Consider the following 20,431-nt stretch of genomic DNA (forward strand, 5'->3'; position numbering starts at 1 on the left):
GACTGAACGTACCCAACCCGCCGTACCCGCCTACGTGCCTTCATGATCGCGACGGAGCCCTCATAGATCGAGGCACGAACGGCCAGCCGTCGCAGCGTCCGCGAGCGACCAGAGTGGGATCGCCGATCGTGTGGACCTGGATGCATGTGCTGTGAGGATGGCGCAAAAGCGGCGTAGGCGCGCCTCGGTCGTCTAGTCGACGCATGGTCGAATGCACTCACATCGGCAGTTGCGGATGCAGTCGAGCGCCCGCCTGCAGTCGACGGCAAGCCCGATACCGGAATCTGACACCTTTCTCCATCCGGGCTGGGCCCCAGGTGTCGGCGGCCAGTCGAATTTCCTCGGGCGACGGCCAGTCGCAGAACTACGGAAGGTGACCGGTGAAGTCATCGTCCTGAGTTCACGAAGGCAACGATCTCGTCGAGTCCGGGTCGGTAGCCATCGGTGGTGTCCACTTCGAACTCGGGCACGGCAAGTCGGACGCGGTCGAAGCTGTCGTGGCCAGCCGAGTGCATGTGCTGGTCGACGAGGTATGCGTCGGCGTGTGCGCGCCGGGTCGGGCTCTCGTTCTGCCGTTGCTGAATGCGGTCCCATGCCATCTCGGCCGCGATCTGGCAATGGACGACCCGGATGTCGGCGAGTCCGCCCAAGGGTCGCAGATGCGGGCGCCAGAGCCGGTCCTGGAAGGCTGCCTCCGCCACCGTGGTGACGCCGGCCGTCAGGAGCAGTTCCAGCACCTGGAAGAACGTCGGCAGGGTCCGCAGGGTCAATTCGTCGCTCGGCGCGGCGCTGAAGTCACCAGCCGCATGGACCATCCCCTCCTTGATCTCGTCCCGGCAGATCGCCGGACAGCCGATCCTGTGGGCGAGTCGATGGGCGAGCGTGGTCTTGCCTGCGCCGGGCGGACCGCTGACGACGACAAGAATCGGTCTTCTCCGCACCAGGTCGTTTATAGCCGCGCTCGCGGCGGGACGGGGTCATCGTGCGCCAGTCAGCTCGACGCTCGGTGACCGGGTACGGCCAGATCGCTCCCCGTTAAATGGCCGCCAGTGGGAAATCTCGACTGGCCGCTCACACCCCAGGCGGTGAGCCACTGGGGGTGCGCCGGTAGTGGGATCCCTGATGATCAGGACTTCAAGGCTGTGGCAGCGTGGGTGGGGACGGCGTGTGCTGCGGCAGTGGATACGGCGTCTGCGGCTAGAGTGCGCGGATGGCTGCGCGGACGTCTCGTGGTGGTTCGGGTGTCACCTGCTCTCGGGCTCCGGCGAAGCCAAGACCGCCGGCCTCGCTGGACCTGGCCACAGTCGACGATCACGGGCTTGAGGACGAATCGGCGTTCCGAGCGCTGGGATTCGTCGATGTGGACCTGTCGGGACAAGCCGCTGACGGCGTGGAGTTCACGCAATGCCGATTCAAGGGTGCGGACCTCAGCGGAGTCCAGCTCGACGGGGCGGCCTTTGCCGACTGCCTTTTCGAGAGCACGAACCTGGCGAACCTGCGGGCGCAAAACTGTTCCATGATCCGGGCCCGGCTGTCGACGCTCCGGATGACGGGCGTGCACTGGAGCAACGGGGCGTTGCGCGACGTGACGCTGTCCGAGTGCCGGCTGGACCTGTCATCGTTCCGGTTCACCACCTTCAGCAGCGTGACGTTCCAGGGCTGCAACCTGACCCGGGCGGACTTCCAGAACGCGGACCTGACCGGCGTCCGGTTCACCGACTGCGACCTGACCGGCGCCCAGTTCTCACAGGCGACCATGAACGGCACCCGCTTCGCCAACTGCGTGCTGGCCGGGGTCGGCGGAGTGACCAGCATGGCCGGAGCGGTCATCGCCCACCAAGACCTCACCACGCTGTCCTACACCCTGGCAGCCGCGCTCGGGATCCACATCGAAGACCCCGCCGGCGAATAGTGCATTTTTGGCTCGGGAAGTCGCACATCTGAGGCGCGCACGACCTGCGGGGCATGAGCGAGTGCGGACGTCGCTGCCAACCGAAGGACATTGGGTTGCTCGGGGTTATCGCGGTTGGCGGCGGAGCGGGCGCGCGAGTATGGGCAGGACGGCGAGTGTTCCGGCGCCGGCGAGGATGAAGGTGATGCGGGCGCCGATCAGGTCGACCAGCAGGCCACCAACTGCGTAGGCGAGGCCGGCTCCCAGCTGGGCGGCGGTGCCGACGGTGCCGAACACGCGGCCCAGCATCGGGCGGGGCACGAGGTTCTGGACGACGGTGTCGTAGCCGATGTTCTCCATGGCGTTGCCCGCTCCGGCGATCAGCTGTGCCGCGACGACGACGGCGAGGACCGGGGCCAGGCCCGTGACTAGGGTGCCCGCGCCGCTGGCGGCGATGGCGACGATCAGCAGCGCCACTGGTGAGCGGCCGCGGGCCAGTCGGGTGCAGGCGATCGATGCCAGCAGCATGCCGACGCCGAACGCGCTGGCCGCGAGGCCGTACCCGGCGGGGCCGGCGGCGAGGTCGTCGTTGGTGAGGAACACCAGCGCCACGTTGTCCGCGGCGGCGAAGGCCACGACGATGAACAGGGCCAGGACCAGGACCCGGACCTGCCGGTGCGTCGCGACGTAGCGCAGACCGGCTGCCGCCTCGGCCCACACTCCGGTGGTTGCCGCCGGGTCGCGGGCAGGCGGGAGAGCGGGGAGCCGGGCGAGCAGTAGTGCGGAGGCGACGAAGGTCGCGGCGTCGACCGCTAGCGCGGTGTGGAACCCTCCGGGCTGGGCTGTCAGGAGGCCACCCAGGGCGGGGCCGACGGCGACTTGCAGGGTGTGGGCCAGTCCGAACAGGGCGTTGGCCGGGGCGCGATCGGCCGGGGCGACCAGGACGGGGACGAGGCTGCGCCCGGCCGGGTTCCGGATGGTGGCCAGGACGCCGGCCGCCGCGACGAGCGCGACCAGCACCGGCAACGGCGGCAGGGTGGCCGCGATGACTCCGATGACCAGCGCTGAGGCCAGCTCGCAGTTCATCATCAACCGGCGAGTCTGGATGCGGTCGGCGAGCACCCCGGCCAACGGCCCGGCGAGGCGGGGCAGCGCGTGGGCGAGAAGTAGCATGCCCACCCCGGCCGACCCGTCGCGTGGGGCGACGAGCAGCACGAGCACCGTGACGGTGATCCCGTCGCCGACGAACGACACCGCCCGCGACGCACACAACGCTCGAAAGGCCGGGTTCCCACGCAGAAGACGGGCTCGGGGAGCATGCTCCGCAAAAGGCTGCGACAGTTCGGTCATGACCGTCAGCGTGCGGTCGTCGTTACCTGGGCCGCCTGGATTCGGTGTCCACCGAATCCACGCCGTGTCATCGTTGTCGGCGTGACGCTGGTGTTGAGGTTCGGGCCCGGTGACGCGGCACGGTGTCGGTTCGCGGTGTCACCGCTGCAGGAGACGATGTCGGCGCTGCTGGTGCTGAACGATCCGCGCCGCCACGGCTGGTATCTGTCGTGGCTGGGCGGCGTCCAGCACGTCGTCGCCGAGCTCGATCTGCGTCTGTTGAGCGTTGCCGCGCCGGTGCGCGGGCACGGGCCGGACTTCCTGTGGCCGACCCCGACCACTGCGCTCACCACCATCGACGACGACCTCGCCCAGGTTCAGGCCACCGATCCCCACACCGTCGCCGCCGAACTCGCCGAGCAGGCCGGCCGCCTCGACCCCCGCACCGTGCCCGCGGACCTGTACCGGGCTCTCACCGGCGACCCCGTCGAGACCCGGGACATGCTGGTCGCGCAACAGCGCCTGGCCTGGCAGGCCCTGGTGGCCCCGCTGTGGGATCGGATACGGGGCCTGCTCGACGCGGACATCACCACGCGAGCCCGGCTCCTGGGCGCCGGACGCGCCTCCGTACTAGCCGAGGCCCTCATCCCCAGTACAACCAGCAGCCTCGCCCAGCGCCTGGACCTGGCCCCCGCAACCGTCTCCCAACACCTCGCCGTTCTCCGCGACGCCGGCCTCGTCACCGCCCAACGCCGCAGCCGCGAAGTGCTCTACCGGCAAACCGCCCTCGCCGCGGCGCTCCTCCACCCCAACCCCGAACCCGAACAGCCATGACAACGATCCTCAAGCGTGTCGGCCTGCCACACCCGATTCCGACACGACACCCGCTCATCGGCCGAGCGGATACAACCGAGGCTCCGTTCACCGTCGTCACGCCAGTCGGAACGGGCACAGCCCTGCGGTACGACACCGGTCGACGTGGACCAAGCCGCGCCAGCTGAGGCCGCCTGCCGACAAGACACTGAGCAACCCGACATGACGTAGACTCGCTATCCCGGATGGTCAGCGCCCGCGCCTCCGCGGGCGGGGCTGGTGTCGACTGCCGGGTTGCGCGGTCATGCGCCGAACCTGCGGTGACGGGCCGCATACGAGCGCAGGGCTCGCAGGAAGTCGATCTTTCGGAATCCGGGCCAGTACACGTCGCAGAAGTGCAGCTCGGAGTAGGCCGCCTGCCATAACAGGAAGCCTGACATCCGCCGCTCGCCGCTGGTACGGATGACAAGATCCGGGTCCGGCTGCCCGCCGGTATACAGGTGCGCGGCTATCTGGTCTGCGGTCAGGCGGTGGGCAACGTCATCGAGCGTCGCTCCCGCCCGTGCCGCGTCCTCCATCAACGAACGGACTGCGTTGACGATCTCCTCCCGGCCGTCATAACCGATTGCCACGTTGAGATGGAACCTGGCCGCTCGCTTTCGGGTAGCTTCCTCGGCGAGCTTGAGAGCGTTCCTCGTCGAGTCGGGCAGCACATCCAAGCGGCCGGCGAGGTGGAGCTGCCACAGGCTTTCCGGCCGCGACAGGCGATCGGCGACCACGGTCTCGATCATCTGCATCAGATTGTCGACCTCGTCCGAGGCGCGCTTGCGCATGTTGTCGACGGAGGCGACGAACACCGTGACGTGGCGGATGTCGACCTCGGCGCACCAACCCAACACCTCATCAAGGTGCTCAGCGCCGTAACGGTGCCCGATCTTGGGATCGTCGAACCCCGCCTGTCGGGCCCACCGCCGGTTTCCGTCCATCACCATCGCCACGTGCCGTGGCAGGTCGGCACCGGCGAGCTGAGCGCGTAGGCGTCGGGCATAAAGCCGGTAGGCCGCCCGCAGCAAGGGCTGCATCATGATCCGATCCAACCACCCCACCCGGGTCGTCGCTGCCCTACCGCCCATCCGCCGGTGGGCCAGCGACACGATCGTGCGAATCAGTCGCGACATCACCGCGAGAAGCATCGCTCCGTGGCTGCTCCGCGCAATGGCCCTCGACAAGAGCCACGAGAACCTCCATTAGCGGCGACAGATGAAAGATCAGCTAGGGTTTGCGGGCGACGCCGGCCCAGTAGTAGGCGGCGTGCGGGTCGGCGGGTTTGCCGTCGGCGGGTTGCCATTCCATCACCGGCACGATTCCCGGTTCGACCAGTTCCCAGCCGTCGAAGAACCGGGCTACCTGGTCGCGGGTGCGGGGTACGAGGGTCATGCCGCTGTTAACGGCCGCGGCGACGGCTGCGGACATGGCGTCGGGGTTGAAGTCGCCGGTCGGGTGGGTGATCGCCACGTAGCTGCCGGATGGCAGCGCGTCCATCAGCACGCGTGCCTTGTGCCACGGGTCGTCGGCGTCGCGCAGCAGCATCAGGATCGCGATCATCGTCAGCGCGACCGGCTGGTCGAGATCGAGTGTCTCGCGCAGCGTCCGGTGGTTGAGGATCATCTCCGGCTCGCGCAGGTCGGCGTGGATGTACTCGCTGCGTCCCTGCTCGGTGCTGACCATCAGGGCCCGGGCGTGGGTCAACACGATGGGGTCGTTGTCGACATAGACCACCCGGGTGTCGGGGGCGATCTGCTGGGCGATTTCGTGCAGGTTCGGCCTGGTCGGGATGCCGGTGCCGATGTCGAGGAACTGCCGCACACCGGCTTGGCCGACCAGGTAGCGGGCCGCGCGGTGCACGAAGTAGCGGTTCTCGGCGGCCATTGACCGGATCGTCGGGATCGCCGCCACGAGGGCTTCAGCGACGGCGCGGTCGGCGGCGAAGTTGTCCTTGCCGCCGAGCCAGTAGTCGTAGATCCGCGCCGAGTGCGGCACGCTGATGTCGATCCTGGGCGGCGCTGTCTGCCGCTGATCTGCCACAGCCTCGTCACCGTGCCGCACGGACACCTCCTACAAAGGACAGTCGTTGGGGTGAGCGGCGCTCAGCCTAGCCCGACACGGACACCGGCCGCATTCCCCCGCGGCTGTCGAGGGCAACCTCCGGCGGGCGTTCGACCGCAATGTCAATCTCCTCGACTGCGTTATGCGGCCTGGGCCTCCAGGGCGTCGGCGTTGTTCGCTCCCCAGTCGATGGGTGGGCCCAGTCGCAGACGGAGTGTCAGCGGCCCCGTTTGTTGAAGTTGGTGATCCAGGCGCGATCTTCAGGCGGGCCTGTTCGCAGCGGAACTGGCGGCGGTTGATGGTGGAGAAGGTAGCCTCGGCGACGGCGTTGACGAAGCACGGTCCGACTCGGCCATCGCCCGGCGTGCCTGGCAGCGGGCACAGGCGCGGGCGAAGTCGGCCGAGGTGCACTCGCCCTTGCTGCCGCGGTCGCTGTGGAAAATCACGTCGGCGACATCGCCGCTGCGGTGACGGCGGCGCCACCGGCCCAGCGCCGAACATCAACGGCCATGGTCAACGCCGCCACGACCAGGCCGGCGTCATAGCACTCGCCCATCGCGGCGGCTCATCGCCGGGGGCTTCGCCGCGCCCTCGCGGTGGCCGCAGGCGGGCGGAACCTGGAGGGGGCCCGAGGGGGTGTGGTCCCGCCTGCCTGCGGCGGGGCCGCGCGGCGACACGGCTCCACTGAAGGGGCGTCACGGCTGCGGGATCTGTTACGGCCGCAGACCGCGGTCTGAGCGGGTCACGTCCGCGCCGGCGGCATGGGGGACGACTTCGCGCCGGCGGCATGGGGACGACGATCGCGGACTCGTCTCTGCAGCCGCCGGGGCGTTTGTCATCGAAGCGGCATGCGCCATCGAGGGACGGGGCTCGGGAACCGACAGGCTGAGGGCCACACGGGCGCCCGTTCGTGGAGTTCGGCCGACTGCTCCCGCTCAACGGGGCCCCGCCGCTGCACGAGCGGCGGCTTCCAGTCGCCATCCTGGCCTTGTCGACGTTCCATCATGCCGGATCGGCAGGTCGTTGCCGGCGGGCAAGTTTTCCCTGGTCACGGCTTGGGTAGCGGTGGACCGCGCCAGGTGGCGCCGGTCGGCGGAAGGGGATCACGGCCGTGAGTGAGCTGACCGCGCACCTGGACCTTCCGGTGGGTCCTGACGCCCTGGCCGCAGCCCGGCAGGCGGTCAAGACCGTGCTGACCGGATGGGGATTCCGGCATCCGGAGTGGGTGGGCGATGCGGTGCTAATCGCCGACGAGTTGGTAGCCAACGCGGTGCGCCACGGTGGCGGCTGCCTGCGTCTGCAGCTCAACGCCCGTGACGGCGACGTGACCATCTCGGCGGTGGACGGCTCGGCGGTGGTGCCGCGCCGCCGGGACCCGGACGGCGACGGCGGCCGGGGCTTGGCCATCATCGAGGCTGTGTGCCACGCGTGGGGTGTGGACAGCCTCGACGACGGCGGCAAACGCGTCTGGGTCCGCCTGATGAGACCGCCCGTCCCGCCAGGTGAGTAGCGCTGCCAGGTTTTCCGCCGTGACCACGCGGACGCAGGAGGACTGGGGAGCACTGGGGCGAACCCTATAGCACGCCGGCGGACTGGTAGCAAGACCCGGTGGCGATCCGTAGCGAATTGGGGGTTGACTCGACGGGGGTTGCCGAGGCGTACTGGATACACGTTCCCGCAGCGCCGGCCGGCGCGGTCGGCCACACATGCAGCGGGCAGGCACCCCACGGATGGGGTGCCTGCCGTTGTTCGTATCGACGCCGCGGGGCGTGGAGAGATGGGAGGCCCCACATGAAGGATCGTCTGTCGGCGAGCTGAGCCGCCGCACCACCCCCGGCGCCTCTGCGCCGCTGCCAGTGGTGAGTCCTGATCTTTGTGGCTCGGCTTTGCCGTCCGCCCGATGTCCGCGCGTTGACCGCAGCCTGCTGTGCGGGTTGTGGCGACGCCTGCTGCCCTGGTGCCTGCCCCTGCGCGGGGTCTGGCGTGTTCGTTGACTCGACCACAGTGACTTTTGTCGTCCCCTGCCCGCGAGGGGTCCGCCCGGCCGGGCGTCACCCGGCAGGGTCGCGCCTGCCCGGGAACTGACCCGAGCCGGGCAGGCGCGACCTGGGACGGAACCCTAACCACCTGAAGCCGAACCCTTCAACCACCTGTTTGGAGCAGAACGTGACCTCACACGACAACCCCCTGGAGGCGGCGACTGCCGTCGCGGCCCGCCTTCGTACGACAACGCCGATCGCGGCCGTGCACGCGCCGCCTGAACCCAGGTGGTGGGCCGTTGGCGGCACCTGACCAACGTGACCCCGGCTCACCCGCCCGGGTAGGCGCGGGGCGGGAGCGGTGGGAGGACCGCGCCCAGGTGGCGATCATGCTGTTCATCGGCGGCGCTGCCGGCGCGGCGTCGTTCACGCATGTGCATGACGTCGCCGCCGGGCACGGCCAGCCGGGCTGGCTGGCCTGGGCCGACGCGATCGTTCTGGAGTTGATGTCGATCGCCGCCGGGCTGGAGTTGCGGCGCAGCCGGCGCCTGGGCAAAAGCGTCGTCTTCCCCGCCGCGGTGCTCGTGGTGGCGGTGTCGCTGTCGCTGGCCGCACAGGTGGTGGAGGCGGAGGCGTCGGTGATCGGCTGGATCGCCGCCGCCCTGCCGGCGCTGGGCTTCCTGGCGATGGTGAAGATCGCCCTCGGCCGCGCCGACACCGCCCCACCCCACCCGCCCGTCCCGCCCGTGCGGGCCGAGCCCGGGCCGCCGCTGACCGTCGACGCGTCGGTCCGGGACACCCGCCAGCCGGTCCCCGTGGCCGCTGCCGCGGTCCGGGACTCCGTGACCGCGGTCCCCGTCGTCGCGGACCAGCCTCCGGCGGTCCCGGACCGCCAGGACACAGAGACGTCGACCGACGATGGCGGTCCGGAGGTCGCCGCGTTGGTCCCGGCCGGCAGGACCGCCGCCCGCACCCTCACCGCCGAGGGGACACCGCTCTCCCGCAAGGCCCTCGCCCAACAGCTCCGCGCGGACGGGCACCAGTTGTCCAACGCCACCGCCTCGGCGCTCGTGCGCGTCCTACGCGCCGAGACCACCCCACCCACACCCGATCTGTCACCGCGGGAGGCCGCGTGACAGAACCACCCCCTGCGACATCTGTCAGACCGAGCCGCCGCTGTCAGACCAGCCCACGTGTCTGTCAGCAAGCCCGCGACCTGACAGAACCCGACCCGACCTGTCAGCGCGTTCCCGCCGCCCCTCCGCCATCCCGCAGCGGCGGCAGGTGCGCCCCCCTCACGCCAACCCACACCCCTGACCAAGGAGCAACAACGATGATCACCCAGCAGAGTGGCCGGCACCTGCACCGCCGGCACCATCACCGGCCAGACTCACAGCGGCTCTCACGGCATCGTCACACCGGGTCCGGTGTGGCCGACCATGTCGGTGTCAGCGTGGATCCCCGTTCTACCGTCCGTCTTGATCCTGACCCCCGAACGGACCCCCCGTCCTCGCTCACAGCGCAGGTCAACCGCACTCACCCCGGCCGTGATCGGCTCCAGACACACCCTCATGCGTGGGGTGTCCCCCCAGGGGCCGCCCATGCGTAGCAGATCGCTACCGCCGGCGGATCCGCTGCTGCGGCTGCAGGCCAGCATCACCGCCCGGGATGACCGGCTCCTCGGCTGGCTCTACGACCACGGCGTGCTCACCACCGACCAGATCGCCGCCGCCCTGTTCCCGTCCCTGGACTTCACCCAACGCCGGCTCCGCCGCCTCACGCTCCTGCGGGCCGTCGACCGGTTCCGACCCAACAAGGCCGACGGAGGCTCCTACCCGTACCACTACGTCCTGGACCAGCTCGGCTACGACCACGTCCACGCCCAACGCGGACTCGGACCACCCCGCCGGGACCAGGCCCGCCGCCGCAAGCAGTCCCTCACCAGCCGGCCGGACCTGCCGCACCTGCTCGGCGGCAACCAGGTCTTCATCGACCTCGCCGCCCACGCCCGCACCCACCCCGACACCAGCTTGGACCGCTGGCGACCCGCGTCCGCGTTCCACGAGCCAGGCGTGTTCTACCGCGAAGGCGGCAACCCGCAGGTGATGGTCCACGGACCGACCGGACTGCCCCGCCCCGACGGCGCCGGCGTCTGGACCGAGCGCGGACGGTCGGTGCCGTTCTTCCTCGAGTACGACACCGGAGGCGAACGACTCGACGTCCTCACCGAGAAGATCGCCAAGTACGAGCGGCTCTACGTTATGAGCACCTGGGCGTGGCCGGTGCTGTTCCACCTCCCCTCGGCCCGCCGGGAGGCGAACGTGCATCACCGCCTCGCCGCCGTCCCCGGCCTGGAGACGGTCATCGCCACCACCACCGCGGAGCTACGTGCCGCACTCGGTGCCAGCCCCGCCGACCAGGTCTGGCACCTGGCCGGCCGCAGCGGCCGCCACCGCCTCATCGACCTGCCCTACACCGACACCCACCACGACACCGAGTTCCCCACCCCCTCCGTACCGGATACGGATGGGCGGGCCGCCTGATGGGTCCGGCAGGCGGCGGCCTGGTGGCCCCACACGTCGTCGAACCCGCCCACGCCCGCCGGAAGCCCAGGGCGGCGGCCGTCCGTCCGCCGTACGGACCACACCGAGACGACGTGCCGGACGGCGCGTCGGAGGCACGGGGCAGACCCTCGCCACCTCCCAGCCGGTCTGTCAACGGCGGTCTTCGGCGACAGACCCGGCCACCGTCCGCGCACTCACACCAACGGGCCGCCGTGACCGTTCCTGTGAATGGCGCACGTCTTCACTTCCGAGGCCACCGGAGTTACAGTCCGCGGCCCCTCCACCCGTCGCCGGCCTGATGCCGCCTGCCCAACGGCACGACCCGGCGATCCAACTTCAGCGAGTCCCTACGTCCGTAAAGGAGATGCCCATGGCCCCACACGTCGACCTCACGCCACGAGCCGTCCTGGGAGGGACATGGCCATACGCCGTGACCAGCGATCACGCGCGCCCACACCACACCCGTCGCCGCCGACCCCGCCCACGCGGGCAGCCGGCGGCGAGGCCCCGACCGCGCACCCCGACACCGAACCTGCAGTCCTGCCGGGAACGCTGTCGATGGCCCGCTACCTGACCGACCCCGAAACCGAGACCGAGATCCAAGCCCTCGCCGCCGAAGCCGGCCTCCCCACCGTCGACCAAGCCACCAAACTCGCCCGCCTGCTCCGCCTGCACCAATCCGCTCCGCCAAGCGCCGCGTGACTGCGCCCGCCCGCAGCCCGCTTCATCCGAGCGCCGACCGCGCGAGCGCTCGAAGGCGACCACCGCCATGCGCGACCACATTACGATGCGCTCGTGGACACCCCACGCCGATCGGAGCACCCCTTCTACCTGCCGCTAGAGCTGCACGACCCGGATATCGGGCCCGAGCAACTGCTCGCCCAGCCCCGCCCCGGCTACGGCACCGTCTACGTACATAAAGGCCGCGATCTGCACCGGCGTGTCGTCTGGGTCGCCGCCTGGATCGACGAGATCCCCGGCCATACCACCGGAATCGACCAGATCAAAGGCACCCGCGAGGCCGTCCTCGCCTGGGCCCGCTCCCGACCCGCCGCCGCCTACCTCATCCCCGCCGCAAACGGGCCGGGATGGGTACCGATGCCCGACAGCGACGACGACATCGACATCCCGCCCCTCGCCGACTGACTCTGCCGCCAGTCGCGCTGAGACGCCGCTCCGATTCGCAGAGTAGTGTTCAGGTGTCACCTAGCACCTCGCTCCGTACCCCGAGCGATGAGGTGCAGAGCGAGGAATCATGAACCTGACGATCACCGTGAGCGGCGAGGGCCCGCTCGTGTGCCTGTTCCTGGCCGGTCGGCTCGGCGCACCGACCTGCGGGCTCGTGTATGACGCCGTGCTCGCCGCGCTGCGCTCCGACACCGTCCGGCACGTCGACCTCGACCTCGCCGGCGTGACCCGCTTCGATGCCGCCGCCACCAGCACGCTGGTGGCCTGCCACCGGGCCGTGCACGTACGCGGCGGGATTATGCATTTGGTCAACATTCCGCCCGCAGTCCGGCGGCAGCTGTTCACCGCCGGGCTGCTCGGCCTGCTCGACGGAGACAGCAGCACCGTGCAGGTCCCGGCCCAGCCTGCTTAGGCTGCTGGGACGGGACCTGCTGGCTGGCGGCCAGCCGAGGGAGGTTGTGGGTGGCCGCCACATGGGCCAGAGGGTGGGGCCATAGGGCAGGGTGATGGGCGTTCGGAGTGTGTAGCCGAGGCGTAGGTACAGGTCGCGGTTGCGTTCGTTGCTGGCTTCCAGGTAGGCGGGCGTGCCGGTGCGGTCGAGCAGGTCGTGGTAGCTGGTGAGCAGGGCGGTGCCGATGCCGTTGCGGTGGCGGGTGGGATCGACGGCGACGAAGGCGAGGTAATGGTGGGGCTCGCGGGGGTGGGCGGCCTTGAAGGTGGCGTCGAGCAGGTTGAACCGGGGTGCGTAGACGCCGGTTACCTGCGCGAGGTCGAAGTCGGCGGATGGCGGTGGCGGCGGCTGGGTGCGGTCGTACCAGATGGCGACGGCGGACAGGTCGGTGGTGGTGTCGACGTGGCCGTGCAGCAGGCCGCGGTGCAGCATCAGCGCGAAGTAGCGGTGGTAGACGGCTCGGCGGTGGGTCAGGTTGGGAATGAGCCAGTCGCCGACCGGGCCGGGCAGGAACGCCTCGGCGAGCACGGCAGTGAGCGCAGCGGCGTCGTCTTTGGTGGCGCGGCGGACGGTCACCGCGGGTGTGATGGGTGGCATGAGGTGAACTCCTGCGCTTGAGGGTCAGGCGGGTTGGCGGACGGCGGGGTCGCGCAGCGGCGCGGCGACGCTGGCCGCGCCGAGACCGATCGCGGTGAAGGCGTCCGGGCGCATGCCGCGTAGCAGCAGCGCCCATGCGGCGCCGAGGATGCCGGCGGCGGCGTAGGCGGCGGGGAACGCCCAGCGCAGCGGGTTGGCGGCGTCAACGCCGAGGAGAGTGTCGAACTCCTGCAGGGTGACGGCGAGGATCGCGCCGAGAGCGAGGGTGGCCGCGAGCGGGGCGATCCAGGTGCGCCATGCGTTCTCGCTGTGGCCGGTGGTGGCGAAGAAGCCGATGACGGCGGCGGAGGTGACGGTCATGAGGATGAGCACGCCGAGTCCGCCGGTGACGGTGATCCAGAAGAACAGGTGCACGATCGGATCCGCGCCCGCGATCGCATAGCCGGTGATCACGGCGAGGGCGAGGACGCTCTGGGTCAGCGAGCCGGCCATGGGTGCGGCGGTGCGGCGGCTGGTGCGGGCCAGCACGGCGGGCAGCACGCGTTCGCGGCCGAGCGCGAACAGGTAGCGGGCGACCGTGTGGTGGAACGACAGCAAGGCGGCGAAGAGGCTGGTGATGAACAGCAGCCGGCCGATCGTGACGACGGTGTCGCCCAGGTGCGGGGACACGAGGTTGAAGATGAGGTCAGTGCCCTCGGTGCGGGCGGCGGCGACGATCTGGTCGGGTCCGGTGGCCACCGACATGGCCCAGGCGGACAGGCCGTAGAGCAGGCCGGTGACCGCCACCGCGATATAGGTGGCTCGCGCCACCGTCCGGCGCGGGTCCTTGGTCTCCTCGGAGAACACAACGGTGCCTTCGAAGCCGACGAACCCGGTGATCGCGGTGACCAGCGCCGCCCCGATACCGGCGGCGAAGATGTGCGACGGGGCGAGGGTGTCGAAGACGACGCTGCCGCCGTTGACAGGGTGAGTGACCATGACGGCGTCGAAGAGCAGGGCGACGGCGCACTCGCCGATGAGCATGACGGCCAGGACCTTGCCGTTGAGGTCGATGCGCAGCACCCCGAGGACCGCGACCACGGCCCAGCCCGCCAGGGCGCACGCCCACCAGGCGATGCCCAGTCCGTAGCGGGCGTGCAGGAACTGGGCCAGGACCGCGCCGAAGCCGCCGTAGAGGCCGATCTGCATCGCGTTGTAGGCGAGGAGGGCGACGAACGCGGCGGCGACGCCGCTGGGGCGGCCGAGGCCGCGGGCGACGTAGGTGTAGAACGCGCCGGCGTTGACGATGCGCCGGGACATCGCCACGTAGCCGACCGCGAACAGGGCGAGCACTACGGCGACGACGAGGTAGGCCACGGGGATGCCGGTCACGCCGGTGACCGCGTAGCCGGTGGTCGCGCCGCCCGCGACCACGGTCAACGGCGCGGCGGCGGCGATGACGAAGAACACCACGGATGGAATGCCGAGCCGGCCGCGGGCCAGTACGGCCGACACGATGCCCGGTTGGTTGTGCACCATTGACGTCTCTTTCCTTAAGGCAAGGGGTGAGGTGGATGACCGCACGTCAAGTGCGGTGGGTCAGAACGCTGTTGCCGATCGCGGTGCCGAGATCGGCCAGCAGGTCGCGCAGCGCCGGCCAGGCGTCGTCGAGCAGCCTGCGTAGGTGCGCTGCGGCGGCGTAGGGGGCGCCGTCGAGGACGTACCGGTCCAGGCCGGTGTGCACCACCAGGCCCGCGAGGGCCAGGTCGAACGGGTCGAGCTGCTCGTAGCGGCGCAGCTTGAACGACAACCTGGCCCACGGCCACGCGGCGGTGTTGATGTCGGTAGGCACGTAGACGACACCGCTGCGCCACAGCCGTCGCACCTGCTCCGGCCGCACCTTTCCGGCCTGCCACAACCGCTGCGCGACCTGCTCAGCGGCGGAGTCGGCGACGAAGGCCAGCCACACTTGGGTGGCGGTGTGCTGCGACTCGGCCACCAGCCGGTCCAGGATCAGGTGCTGCAAGGCGTCTGCCGGTGGCCGCGTGTCAAGGACCCGCACTTGCCCGCGGTCGAAGGTCACCCGGCCTGCCTCATGCAGCTCTAGCAGCAAGGCGGCGGCCAAACCCAGGCCGACGCCGGTGGCGTGCAGGCGCGGCCGACCGGTCTGGTCGTGATGGGCGACGAAGAAGAACTCGTCCGCCAGGCGCGCCGGCCGCGCGGGTGCCGTCCCGATGATCCGGGCGGGCCGCTCGCCCTCGTCTGGCTGGATGTGGCGAGGGGAGTGCTGGTAGGTGGCGTCGTCGGGAGGGTTCACCGGAGGCTGCCTTCGGTGCTCGACTGGTCCTCGGCCGTGAGGAGGGTTGCCCAGAAGGTCCAGAAAGCGGGGTTGCCTTCGGCTCTCTGATCACCCGGTGCCTCTGTGGACTGGGCTGGTTCGGTGAGGAGCCCGTCGCGGTTACGGCCGTATCCGTTGGCGGAGCCGAGCCCCATAGGGTTGAACGGCTCGTCGCTGCCAGGCAGGAACCACTTCACGCGTTTCATTGGGCGAGCCTCGCGGGGTGCGGCGACGGTGCAGCGGGGGTGCGAGGCGGTGGCCGGTGGGTTGGGGAAGGCTCGGGTGGGGCCGGTGGGCAGCGGCTCAGGCATCGGAGCCTCCAGCGGGTTTCTGCGCGTGGACGAGAAGGCAGCAGGTGCCGTCGCCGGTCGGCGTGTCGATGGCCTCGACGTGCAGGCATCGCAGCCCGGCCGCGCGGACGGCGGCGTCCCACCCGCGTGGTCCGGACAGCCAGCGGGCGACGGGCACGTGGCTTCCGTCAGCCAGTCGCATCACGCGGCGGCGTGGGCCGAGCCAGCGCGGGTCGGGCACGGAGAACAGCAGCCGGCCGCCGGGACGCAGGTGGTGGGCGATCAGCGGCAGGAGCTGTTCGGGCGGGCAGAGGCCGATCGCTCCGAAGATGGAGAAGCAGATGTCCAGCGGTCGGGTGCGGGTGAGGAAGACACGCGCGTCGGAGCAGTGGAACCGGATCGGCAGGTGTCCCCAGCGGGTGCGCGCTCGGCTGATCTGTGCGGGTGCGAGGTCCACTCCGACGCAATGGGCGCCGCGCGCGGCCAGTGGGGCGATGTTGTCGCCGTTGCCGCAGCCGAGTTCGGCCACGGTCAGTCCGCGGACGTCGCCGAACAGCTCGGTGCCGGGGCCGTGCCCGGGGTACTGCGTCCACTCGACCCGGCCCGGTGTCATCGGTCGGTCGTGCGGCAACGCGAGGCGCGCCTGACGGTCCCACGCCTGCCGGTTGATAGTCGTGGAGATGCTTGCGCGCATGAGGGCTACGACTGGGTGACGTCGAGGCATGCCTGCACGTTGCGCATCTTCTTGCCCAGGTTGATCAGGCTGCGGGCGGCGGCTTTGAGGTCCTTGGAGGCGGCGCGCATCGCGGCCAGGTTCGCCGCGTCGACGTGGGGGTTGGCCTTGACCCAGCGGTCGATGGTGCGGGCGATATGCTCGGCGAGTTCGGCTTCCTTGGTCATCACGCTTCGGAAGTGGCCGGCTGATTCGGTCCAGTTCCACGGGTGGGGCTCGTGACCGGCGCCGGCGGTGTCGAGCTGGTAGTTGGTGTATTTCAGCGACGTGCTGATGCCGTCGAGCATGTCCCGGACCGTCACGACCCGGCCGCTGGTGTCTCTGGCAATCGCCACTGCCACTCCTCGGAGGTTCCTGGGGTGGCCGCGCGCGGCGCGGGGAACACCTGCGCGCGGCCACCGGTTCGGATGGGTAGTGGCCGCGCGGGCAGGTTGAAGCGGCGTAAGGCGCCGCGCGGCCACCGGTTCTTCTCAGGTCAGCGGGGCCAGGGTCCGCTCGATCCAGGGCACGCGCATGCCGGCCAGCTCGCGGCGCATCGTTTCGACGTCGGTGCCGAAGGGCACGACGCAGCCGCCGGACATGTTGGGAGCGCCCTGGCAGGCGTGGACCAGCCTGCCGCCGAGAGCCGCGTGCGCGAGGATGCTCTCGCGTCGCCGCGACTCGTTGAACCAGGTGCCGTGATACAGCTCGTCGAGCACTTCAGCGGTCGCCTTGTCCAGATCGTAGACCACCCGGGCGGCGGCGCACAGCATCCAGGCCGGGGAGACGTTGCTGATGTGCCCGTCCAGCTCGACCCGGTTGAGCGCCATCAGGGTGCCGCACTCGCGCAGCATCCGCAGTGTCCCGTCGGGCACGAAGTCCAGGCCGGGATCCTGCAGGTGCTCCTCGCGGAACATGTAGGCGTACACGTCGTGCGCGGTGCGCAGCACCTCGGCCGGATCCGTCGTGGAGTAGCCGTGCTCCTTGACGAAGTCCAGCACCAGCTGCTCGATGGTCAGATCTTCGCTCTCCACCGCCGGGAGCAACTCGTCGCGGACCCGCTGCCAGTCGCACAGCAGCCAGCTCGGGTTCTCGTAGCGGAAGAAGAACTCCTCCGGCTTGATCGTCAACGTCGGTCCGTCGACCGTGATGCCGGGGATGCGCTCCCAGGTCTTCGTGAACGGCACGGGCAGGTCGACCTTGATAAGGTCGGCAGTGGCTACCGTCATCGCGGCAATTCCTCTCCAAGTGGGATGTGACCGTTTGCGGTGGTCGGGCGGTCCTGCGGAGCTAGCCGGCTAGCAGGGCCGCCGCTACGAGCGGTGCTGGCTGTCGCGGCGTGTCTCACCTCCCCTCTCCGACGATGACTCGGCGTCGGCTGTGGGCAGCCGTGCCACCGCCACAACGCCCATCAGGTTGTGTCGCTCTTCCTCGCCGACGTGACGAGGGCGGGAGGCCGCGCCGACAGCTGGACCGGGCGTCGGGTCGCCCAGCCCTGCCCCCGGCGCGGCCACCGCATCACCCGGCAGCGCGGAGCCGCTGTCACGCACCACCGGGGGCACAAGACGGAATGGGCCTCGCCGGTAGGGGTCGAGCCGGTGAGGGAGAAGCGCACGAGACGCTCCAGTCGTAACGCGACTCGGTGACGCACCTGCCTCACTCCTCTCATCCGGTGCCGAGACCCTGCCGACTCTGCGCATCCCAACGCTGCGGTTGGTGGGCGCAACGGTGCGTGGCCGCGTGGATGCATTAGGTCTTGCATCGGAGTTTGGCGATGACCACCATGCCGTTAGAAGCGCACAGCCGGGCCGGATCACTGCCGTTGGACTGTCATAAGGGGGACATCGATCGGCCTTATCGCCAGCCGGGACGCGGAGGGCTGGTTGCCGGACAGCGAACGGTCCTACCGTCATGGATAGATCCGTCCGGAAGGGGTCGGGGATGTCGGAACAGAGGCTCACGCTGCTCGCGGTCCTCATCGACCGCGACGAGCGCACCCACAGCGAAATCGTGGCGCGGTTCGAGCGCTGCGCACGCGACAACGACGAAGACGCCACCCTCAGCGTCCGCACGCTTCGGCGATGGATCGCCGGTGACGTGCAGACCGCTCCGCGCCCGTCGCAGCGCCGCGTCGCCCGCCTGTTCTGGGGCTACCCGATGTCCGACCTGCTCGCACCCGCCCCCGCCGTGCTGGTGCCGGCGTCGCCGCCAAGCGGCGTGGTCACCGCTGCACCTCTCGGCGCCACCTCGCCTAACCCGGTGGCGGAAACATTCACACCAACGGACGAGCCTGGCCGCTCGTCGGACCCCCTAGAAAGGCAGGTTGCGATGGCAACACGGCGCGCGGCACGATTCGCCACATTCGCTGAAATCGACAACGTCGGCCCAGAGGCGATCGCCCAACTCCGCGACGACGTCGTCCACCTCGCCAACGCCTACATCCACGACCCACTCGCCTCAATCATGAGCGACCTCCTTGTAGAACAGGAAACCGTCTTCCAGCTCCTGGAAGGCCGGCAGAAGCCGGCCCTGAGCCGGGACCTTTACCTGCTGGCCGGAGTCGTGTCCGGCCTGATCGCCAAAGCAAGCCAGGACCTCGGCCGCTTCCACGAAGCCATGACCCACGCCCGGACCCTGTATGTGTGCGCCGACAACGCGGACCACCAGGGACTTCGGTCATGGGCACGAGGCCTGCAAAGCCTCATCGCCTACTGGGCGGGCCGCCCACAGGAAGCCGTGCGCTACGCGAAGAGCGGCGCCGAGTACGCCGCTAACGTCACCGGCTCCGTCGCGTCGTGGCTACCCGCCCTGGAAGCCCGCGCCTGGGCCCTCATGAACTCCCCCAACGATGCCTCCCAGGCGCTCGGACGAGCCGCAGACCAGCGAGCTGCCCACCGGCCCGACGACCTTGACGCGATCGGCGGCCTGCTCGCCTTCCCGCAGGCTAAGCAGAACTACTACGCCGCCGGAACATACGTCTACCTCGACGGCGAACACGACCTGGCCCAAGCCGAGGCGCTGTCCGCACTCGACCTGTTCGAACACGGCCGCCCAGAAGACCGCTCGTTCAGCGACGAGGCAGGTGCCCGCGCCGAACTCGCCCTCGCCCGCGTCAACGCCGGCCAGGTAGACGGAGCCCAAGAAGCACTCGCTCCCGTCCTCGAACTCGAACCCGACCGACGCATCGGTGGCATCCTCACCAGCGCCACCCGCGTTCACCAGGCGCTCCGTGGTCGGCACCACGCCCACTCCTCGGTAGCAAGGAACCTGCGCGAGGAGATCGAAGCGTTCTGCCGCGTCCCCGCCGCCGCCCTCCCCGCCTAACCAACACCAACCGGCCCGACTACCGTCATCGTCGTGTTCCCCGTGACGATCACCGGTCCCCGCCTGACCCTGCGCGAATTCCGGGCCGACGACCTGGACGCGTCGATGGCGGTAGTCGGCGACCCCGAAGTAACCCGCACCCTCAGCTTCGACGCCCGCAGCCGGGCAGAACAGACCGAACGCCTGGCACAAGACATCGAACGCGCACAAGCTGAACCGCGGCCGGACTACTACCTCGCCGTCGCCAACAACGCCGACCTGCTCGTCGGGTTCATCCGCATCGGACTCGGACGCGACCACAGCGGCGAACTCGGCTACGCCATCCGCCGCCAAGACTGGGGGAAAGGCCACGCGACCGAAGCTGCCACGCTGATGCTTGACTTCGGCTTCGACACCCTGCGGCTCCACCGTATCCAAGCAGCATGTGGCCCGGACAACCACGCATCGCAGCGCCTGCTCGCCCGACTCGCCTTCACCCCCGAAGGCCGCATCAGAGACCACGTCTTCACCAACGGCGCCTGGAGGGATTCCCTCCTGTACTCAATCCTCGATCACGAGTGGACGAACCATCGCAGCGCGATCGGTCAGGTGGAACCGCCACGGCCCATTTGACCTATCCGGTGCGCTCCCTTGCCTTCTTTGAAGGTCACGTCCGGTGCCGCCCGGGCGGCGCAGCGGTTGAGCCAAGTCGCGGGACCCGCGTTGCATCAGCCGTTCGCGCAGCCGGTCGAGCGGCCGGGGGCCCGTCCGGATAGGTGAACAAGAGCACCGGTCGCTGGACCGCGTCGCGGCGGTCCGGCGTCCGGCCAAGTCCTGCGCCCCTGGCACTGAGGTTCATCGGCGTACCTGGTAGTCGTCCAGGCCGGCCTG

The 20,431-nt window shown here is 69.9% G+C and carries 20 protein-coding genes; 9 read left to right on the forward strand and 11 right to left on the reverse strand.

What is annotated here, in order from left to right; translation table 11 throughout:
* Nucleotides 1-386: 386 nt before the first annotated feature.
* Nucleotides 387-941: an AAA family ATPase gene (locus EV376_RS11130; RefSeq protein ID WP_130322384.1), complete on the reverse strand. Its 555-nt coding sequence runs from the start codon at nt 939-941 to the stop codon at nt 387-389.
* 269 nt (nt 942-1,210) lie between these two features.
* Between EV376_RS11130 and EV376_RS11135 the strand changes: the two genes are divergently transcribed.
* Complete coding sequence (locus EV376_RS11135; RefSeq protein ID WP_130322386.1) at nt 1,211-1,912, forward strand: pentapeptide repeat-containing protein; 702 nt, start codon at nt 1,211-1,213, stop codon at nt 1,910-1,912.
* Between the two features lie 105 nt (nt 1,913-2,017).
* Here EV376_RS11135 and EV376_RS11140 read toward each other — a convergent pair whose 3' ends face one another.
* On the reverse strand, nt 2,018-3,241 hold the full coding sequence (locus tag EV376_RS11140) for an MFS transporter (RefSeq protein ID WP_130322388.1): 1,224 nt from the start codon (nt 3,239-3,241) through the stop codon (nt 2,018-2,020).
* Nucleotides 3,242-3,322: 81 nt separating this feature from the next.
* Between EV376_RS11140 and EV376_RS30825 the strand changes: the two genes are divergently transcribed.
* Complete coding sequence (locus tag EV376_RS30825; RefSeq protein WP_165437990.1) at nt 3,323-4,054, forward strand: ArsR family transcriptional regulator; 732 nt, start codon at nt 3,323-3,325, stop codon at nt 4,052-4,054.
* Between the two features lie 281 nt (nt 4,055-4,335).
* Here EV376_RS30825 and uppS read toward each other — a convergent pair whose 3' ends face one another.
* On the reverse strand, nt 4,336-5,226 hold the full coding sequence (gene uppS, locus EV376_RS11155) for a polyprenyl diphosphate synthase (protein ID WP_486482589.1): 891 nt from the start codon (nt 5,224-5,226) through the stop codon (nt 4,336-4,338).
* Nucleotides 5,227-5,305: 79 nt separating this feature from the next.
* Complete coding sequence (locus tag EV376_RS11160; RefSeq protein ID WP_486482887.1) at nt 5,306-6,118, reverse strand: SAM-dependent methyltransferase; 813 nt, start codon at nt 6,116-6,118, stop codon at nt 5,306-5,308.
* 1,132 nt (nt 6,119-7,250) lie between these two features.
* Here EV376_RS11160 and EV376_RS11165 point away from each other — a divergent pair.
* From EV376_RS11165 to EV376_RS11185, 5 genes are all read left to right on the forward strand, one after another.
* On the forward strand, nt 7,251-7,649 hold the full coding sequence (locus tag EV376_RS11165) for an ATP-binding protein (protein ID WP_130322396.1): 399 nt from the start codon (nt 7,251-7,253) through the stop codon (nt 7,647-7,649).
* A 768-nt stretch (nt 7,650-8,417) separates the two neighbouring features.
* On the forward strand, nt 8,418-9,254 hold the full coding sequence (locus EV376_RS11170; protein ID WP_486482590.1) for a DUF2637 domain-containing protein: 837 nt from the start codon (nt 8,418-8,420) through the stop codon (nt 9,252-9,254).
* Between the two features lie 465 nt (nt 9,255-9,719).
* Nucleotides 9,720-10,661 carry a replication-relaxation family protein gene (locus EV376_RS11175; protein ID WP_130322398.1) on the forward strand — a complete coding sequence of 314 codons (942 nt, stop codon included), beginning with the start codon at nt 9,720-9,722 and terminating at the stop codon, nt 10,659-10,661.
* Between the two features lie 579 nt (nt 10,662-11,240).
* Nucleotides 11,241-11,384 carry a hypothetical protein gene (locus EV376_RS30830; RefSeq protein WP_486482591.1) on the forward strand — a complete coding sequence of 48 codons (144 nt, stop codon included), beginning with the start codon at nt 11,241-11,243 and terminating at the stop codon, nt 11,382-11,384.
* 93 nt (nt 11,385-11,477) lie between these two features.
* Nucleotides 11,478-11,828: a hypothetical protein gene (locus EV376_RS11185; protein WP_130322402.1), complete on the forward strand. Its 351-nt coding sequence runs from the start codon at nt 11,478-11,480 to the stop codon at nt 11,826-11,828.
* Between the two features lie 49 nt (nt 11,829-11,877).
* On the opposite strand, the gene EV376_RS30835 is transcribed toward EV376_RS11185, so the two are convergent.
* The 7 genes from EV376_RS30835 to EV376_RS11225 all read right to left on the reverse strand — a co-directional run bounded on the left by EV376_RS30835 (nt 11,878) and on the right by EV376_RS11225 (nt 17,466).
* A complete protein-coding gene (locus EV376_RS30835; protein WP_486482592.1) occupies nt 11,878-12,918 on the reverse strand; it encodes a GNAT family N-acetyltransferase in 1,041 nt (346 codons plus the stop codon).
* A 24-nt stretch (nt 12,919-12,942) separates the two neighbouring features.
* Complete coding sequence (locus EV376_RS11200; RefSeq protein ID WP_130322404.1) at nt 12,943-14,436, reverse strand: APC family permease; 1,494 nt, start codon at nt 14,434-14,436, stop codon at nt 12,943-12,945.
* A 46-nt stretch (nt 14,437-14,482) separates the two neighbouring features.
* Nucleotides 14,483-15,214: a GOLPH3/VPS74 family protein gene (locus EV376_RS11205; protein ID WP_486482593.1), complete on the reverse strand. Its 732-nt coding sequence runs from the start codon at nt 15,212-15,214 to the stop codon at nt 14,483-14,485.
* Entirely contained in the window at nt 15,211-15,441 is a 231-nt protein-coding gene (locus tag EV376_RS11210) for a hypothetical protein (protein WP_130322406.1), read from the reverse strand. Before EV376_RS11210 ends, EV376_RS11205 begins: the two co-directional genes overlap by 4 nt.
* Nucleotides 15,442-15,538: 97 nt before the next feature.
* Nucleotides 15,539-16,138 (reverse strand): class I SAM-dependent methyltransferase, encoded by a 600-nt coding sequence (locus EV376_RS11215; RefSeq protein ID WP_165437991.1) that lies wholly within the window; start codon nt 16,136-16,138, stop codon nt 15,539-15,541.
* 86 nt (nt 16,139-16,224) lie between these two features.
* Nucleotides 16,225-16,593: a hypothetical protein gene (locus EV376_RS11220; RefSeq protein WP_130322410.1), complete on the reverse strand. Its 369-nt coding sequence runs from the start codon at nt 16,591-16,593 to the stop codon at nt 16,225-16,227.
* 135 nt (nt 16,594-16,728) lie between these two features.
* Complete coding sequence (locus EV376_RS11225; protein WP_130322412.1) at nt 16,729-17,466, reverse strand: hypothetical protein; 738 nt, start codon at nt 17,464-17,466, stop codon at nt 16,729-16,731.
* Between the two features lie 712 nt (nt 17,467-18,178).
* Here EV376_RS11225 and EV376_RS11230 point away from each other — a divergent pair.
* Nucleotides 18,179-19,561, forward strand: coding sequence for an NsdA family TPR-like regulatory protein (locus EV376_RS11230; RefSeq protein ID WP_130322414.1), 1,383 nt, complete (start codon nt 18,179-18,181; stop codon nt 19,559-19,561).
* A 33-nt stretch (nt 19,562-19,594) separates the two neighbouring features.
* A complete protein-coding gene (locus tag EV376_RS11235) occupies nt 19,595-20,173 on the forward strand; it encodes a GNAT family N-acetyltransferase (RefSeq protein WP_130322416.1) in 579 nt (192 codons plus the stop codon).
* The last annotated feature ends 258 nt before the right edge of the window (nt 20,174-20,431 follow it).

It is taken from the genome of Micromonospora sp. CNZ295, from assembly GCF_004217535.1.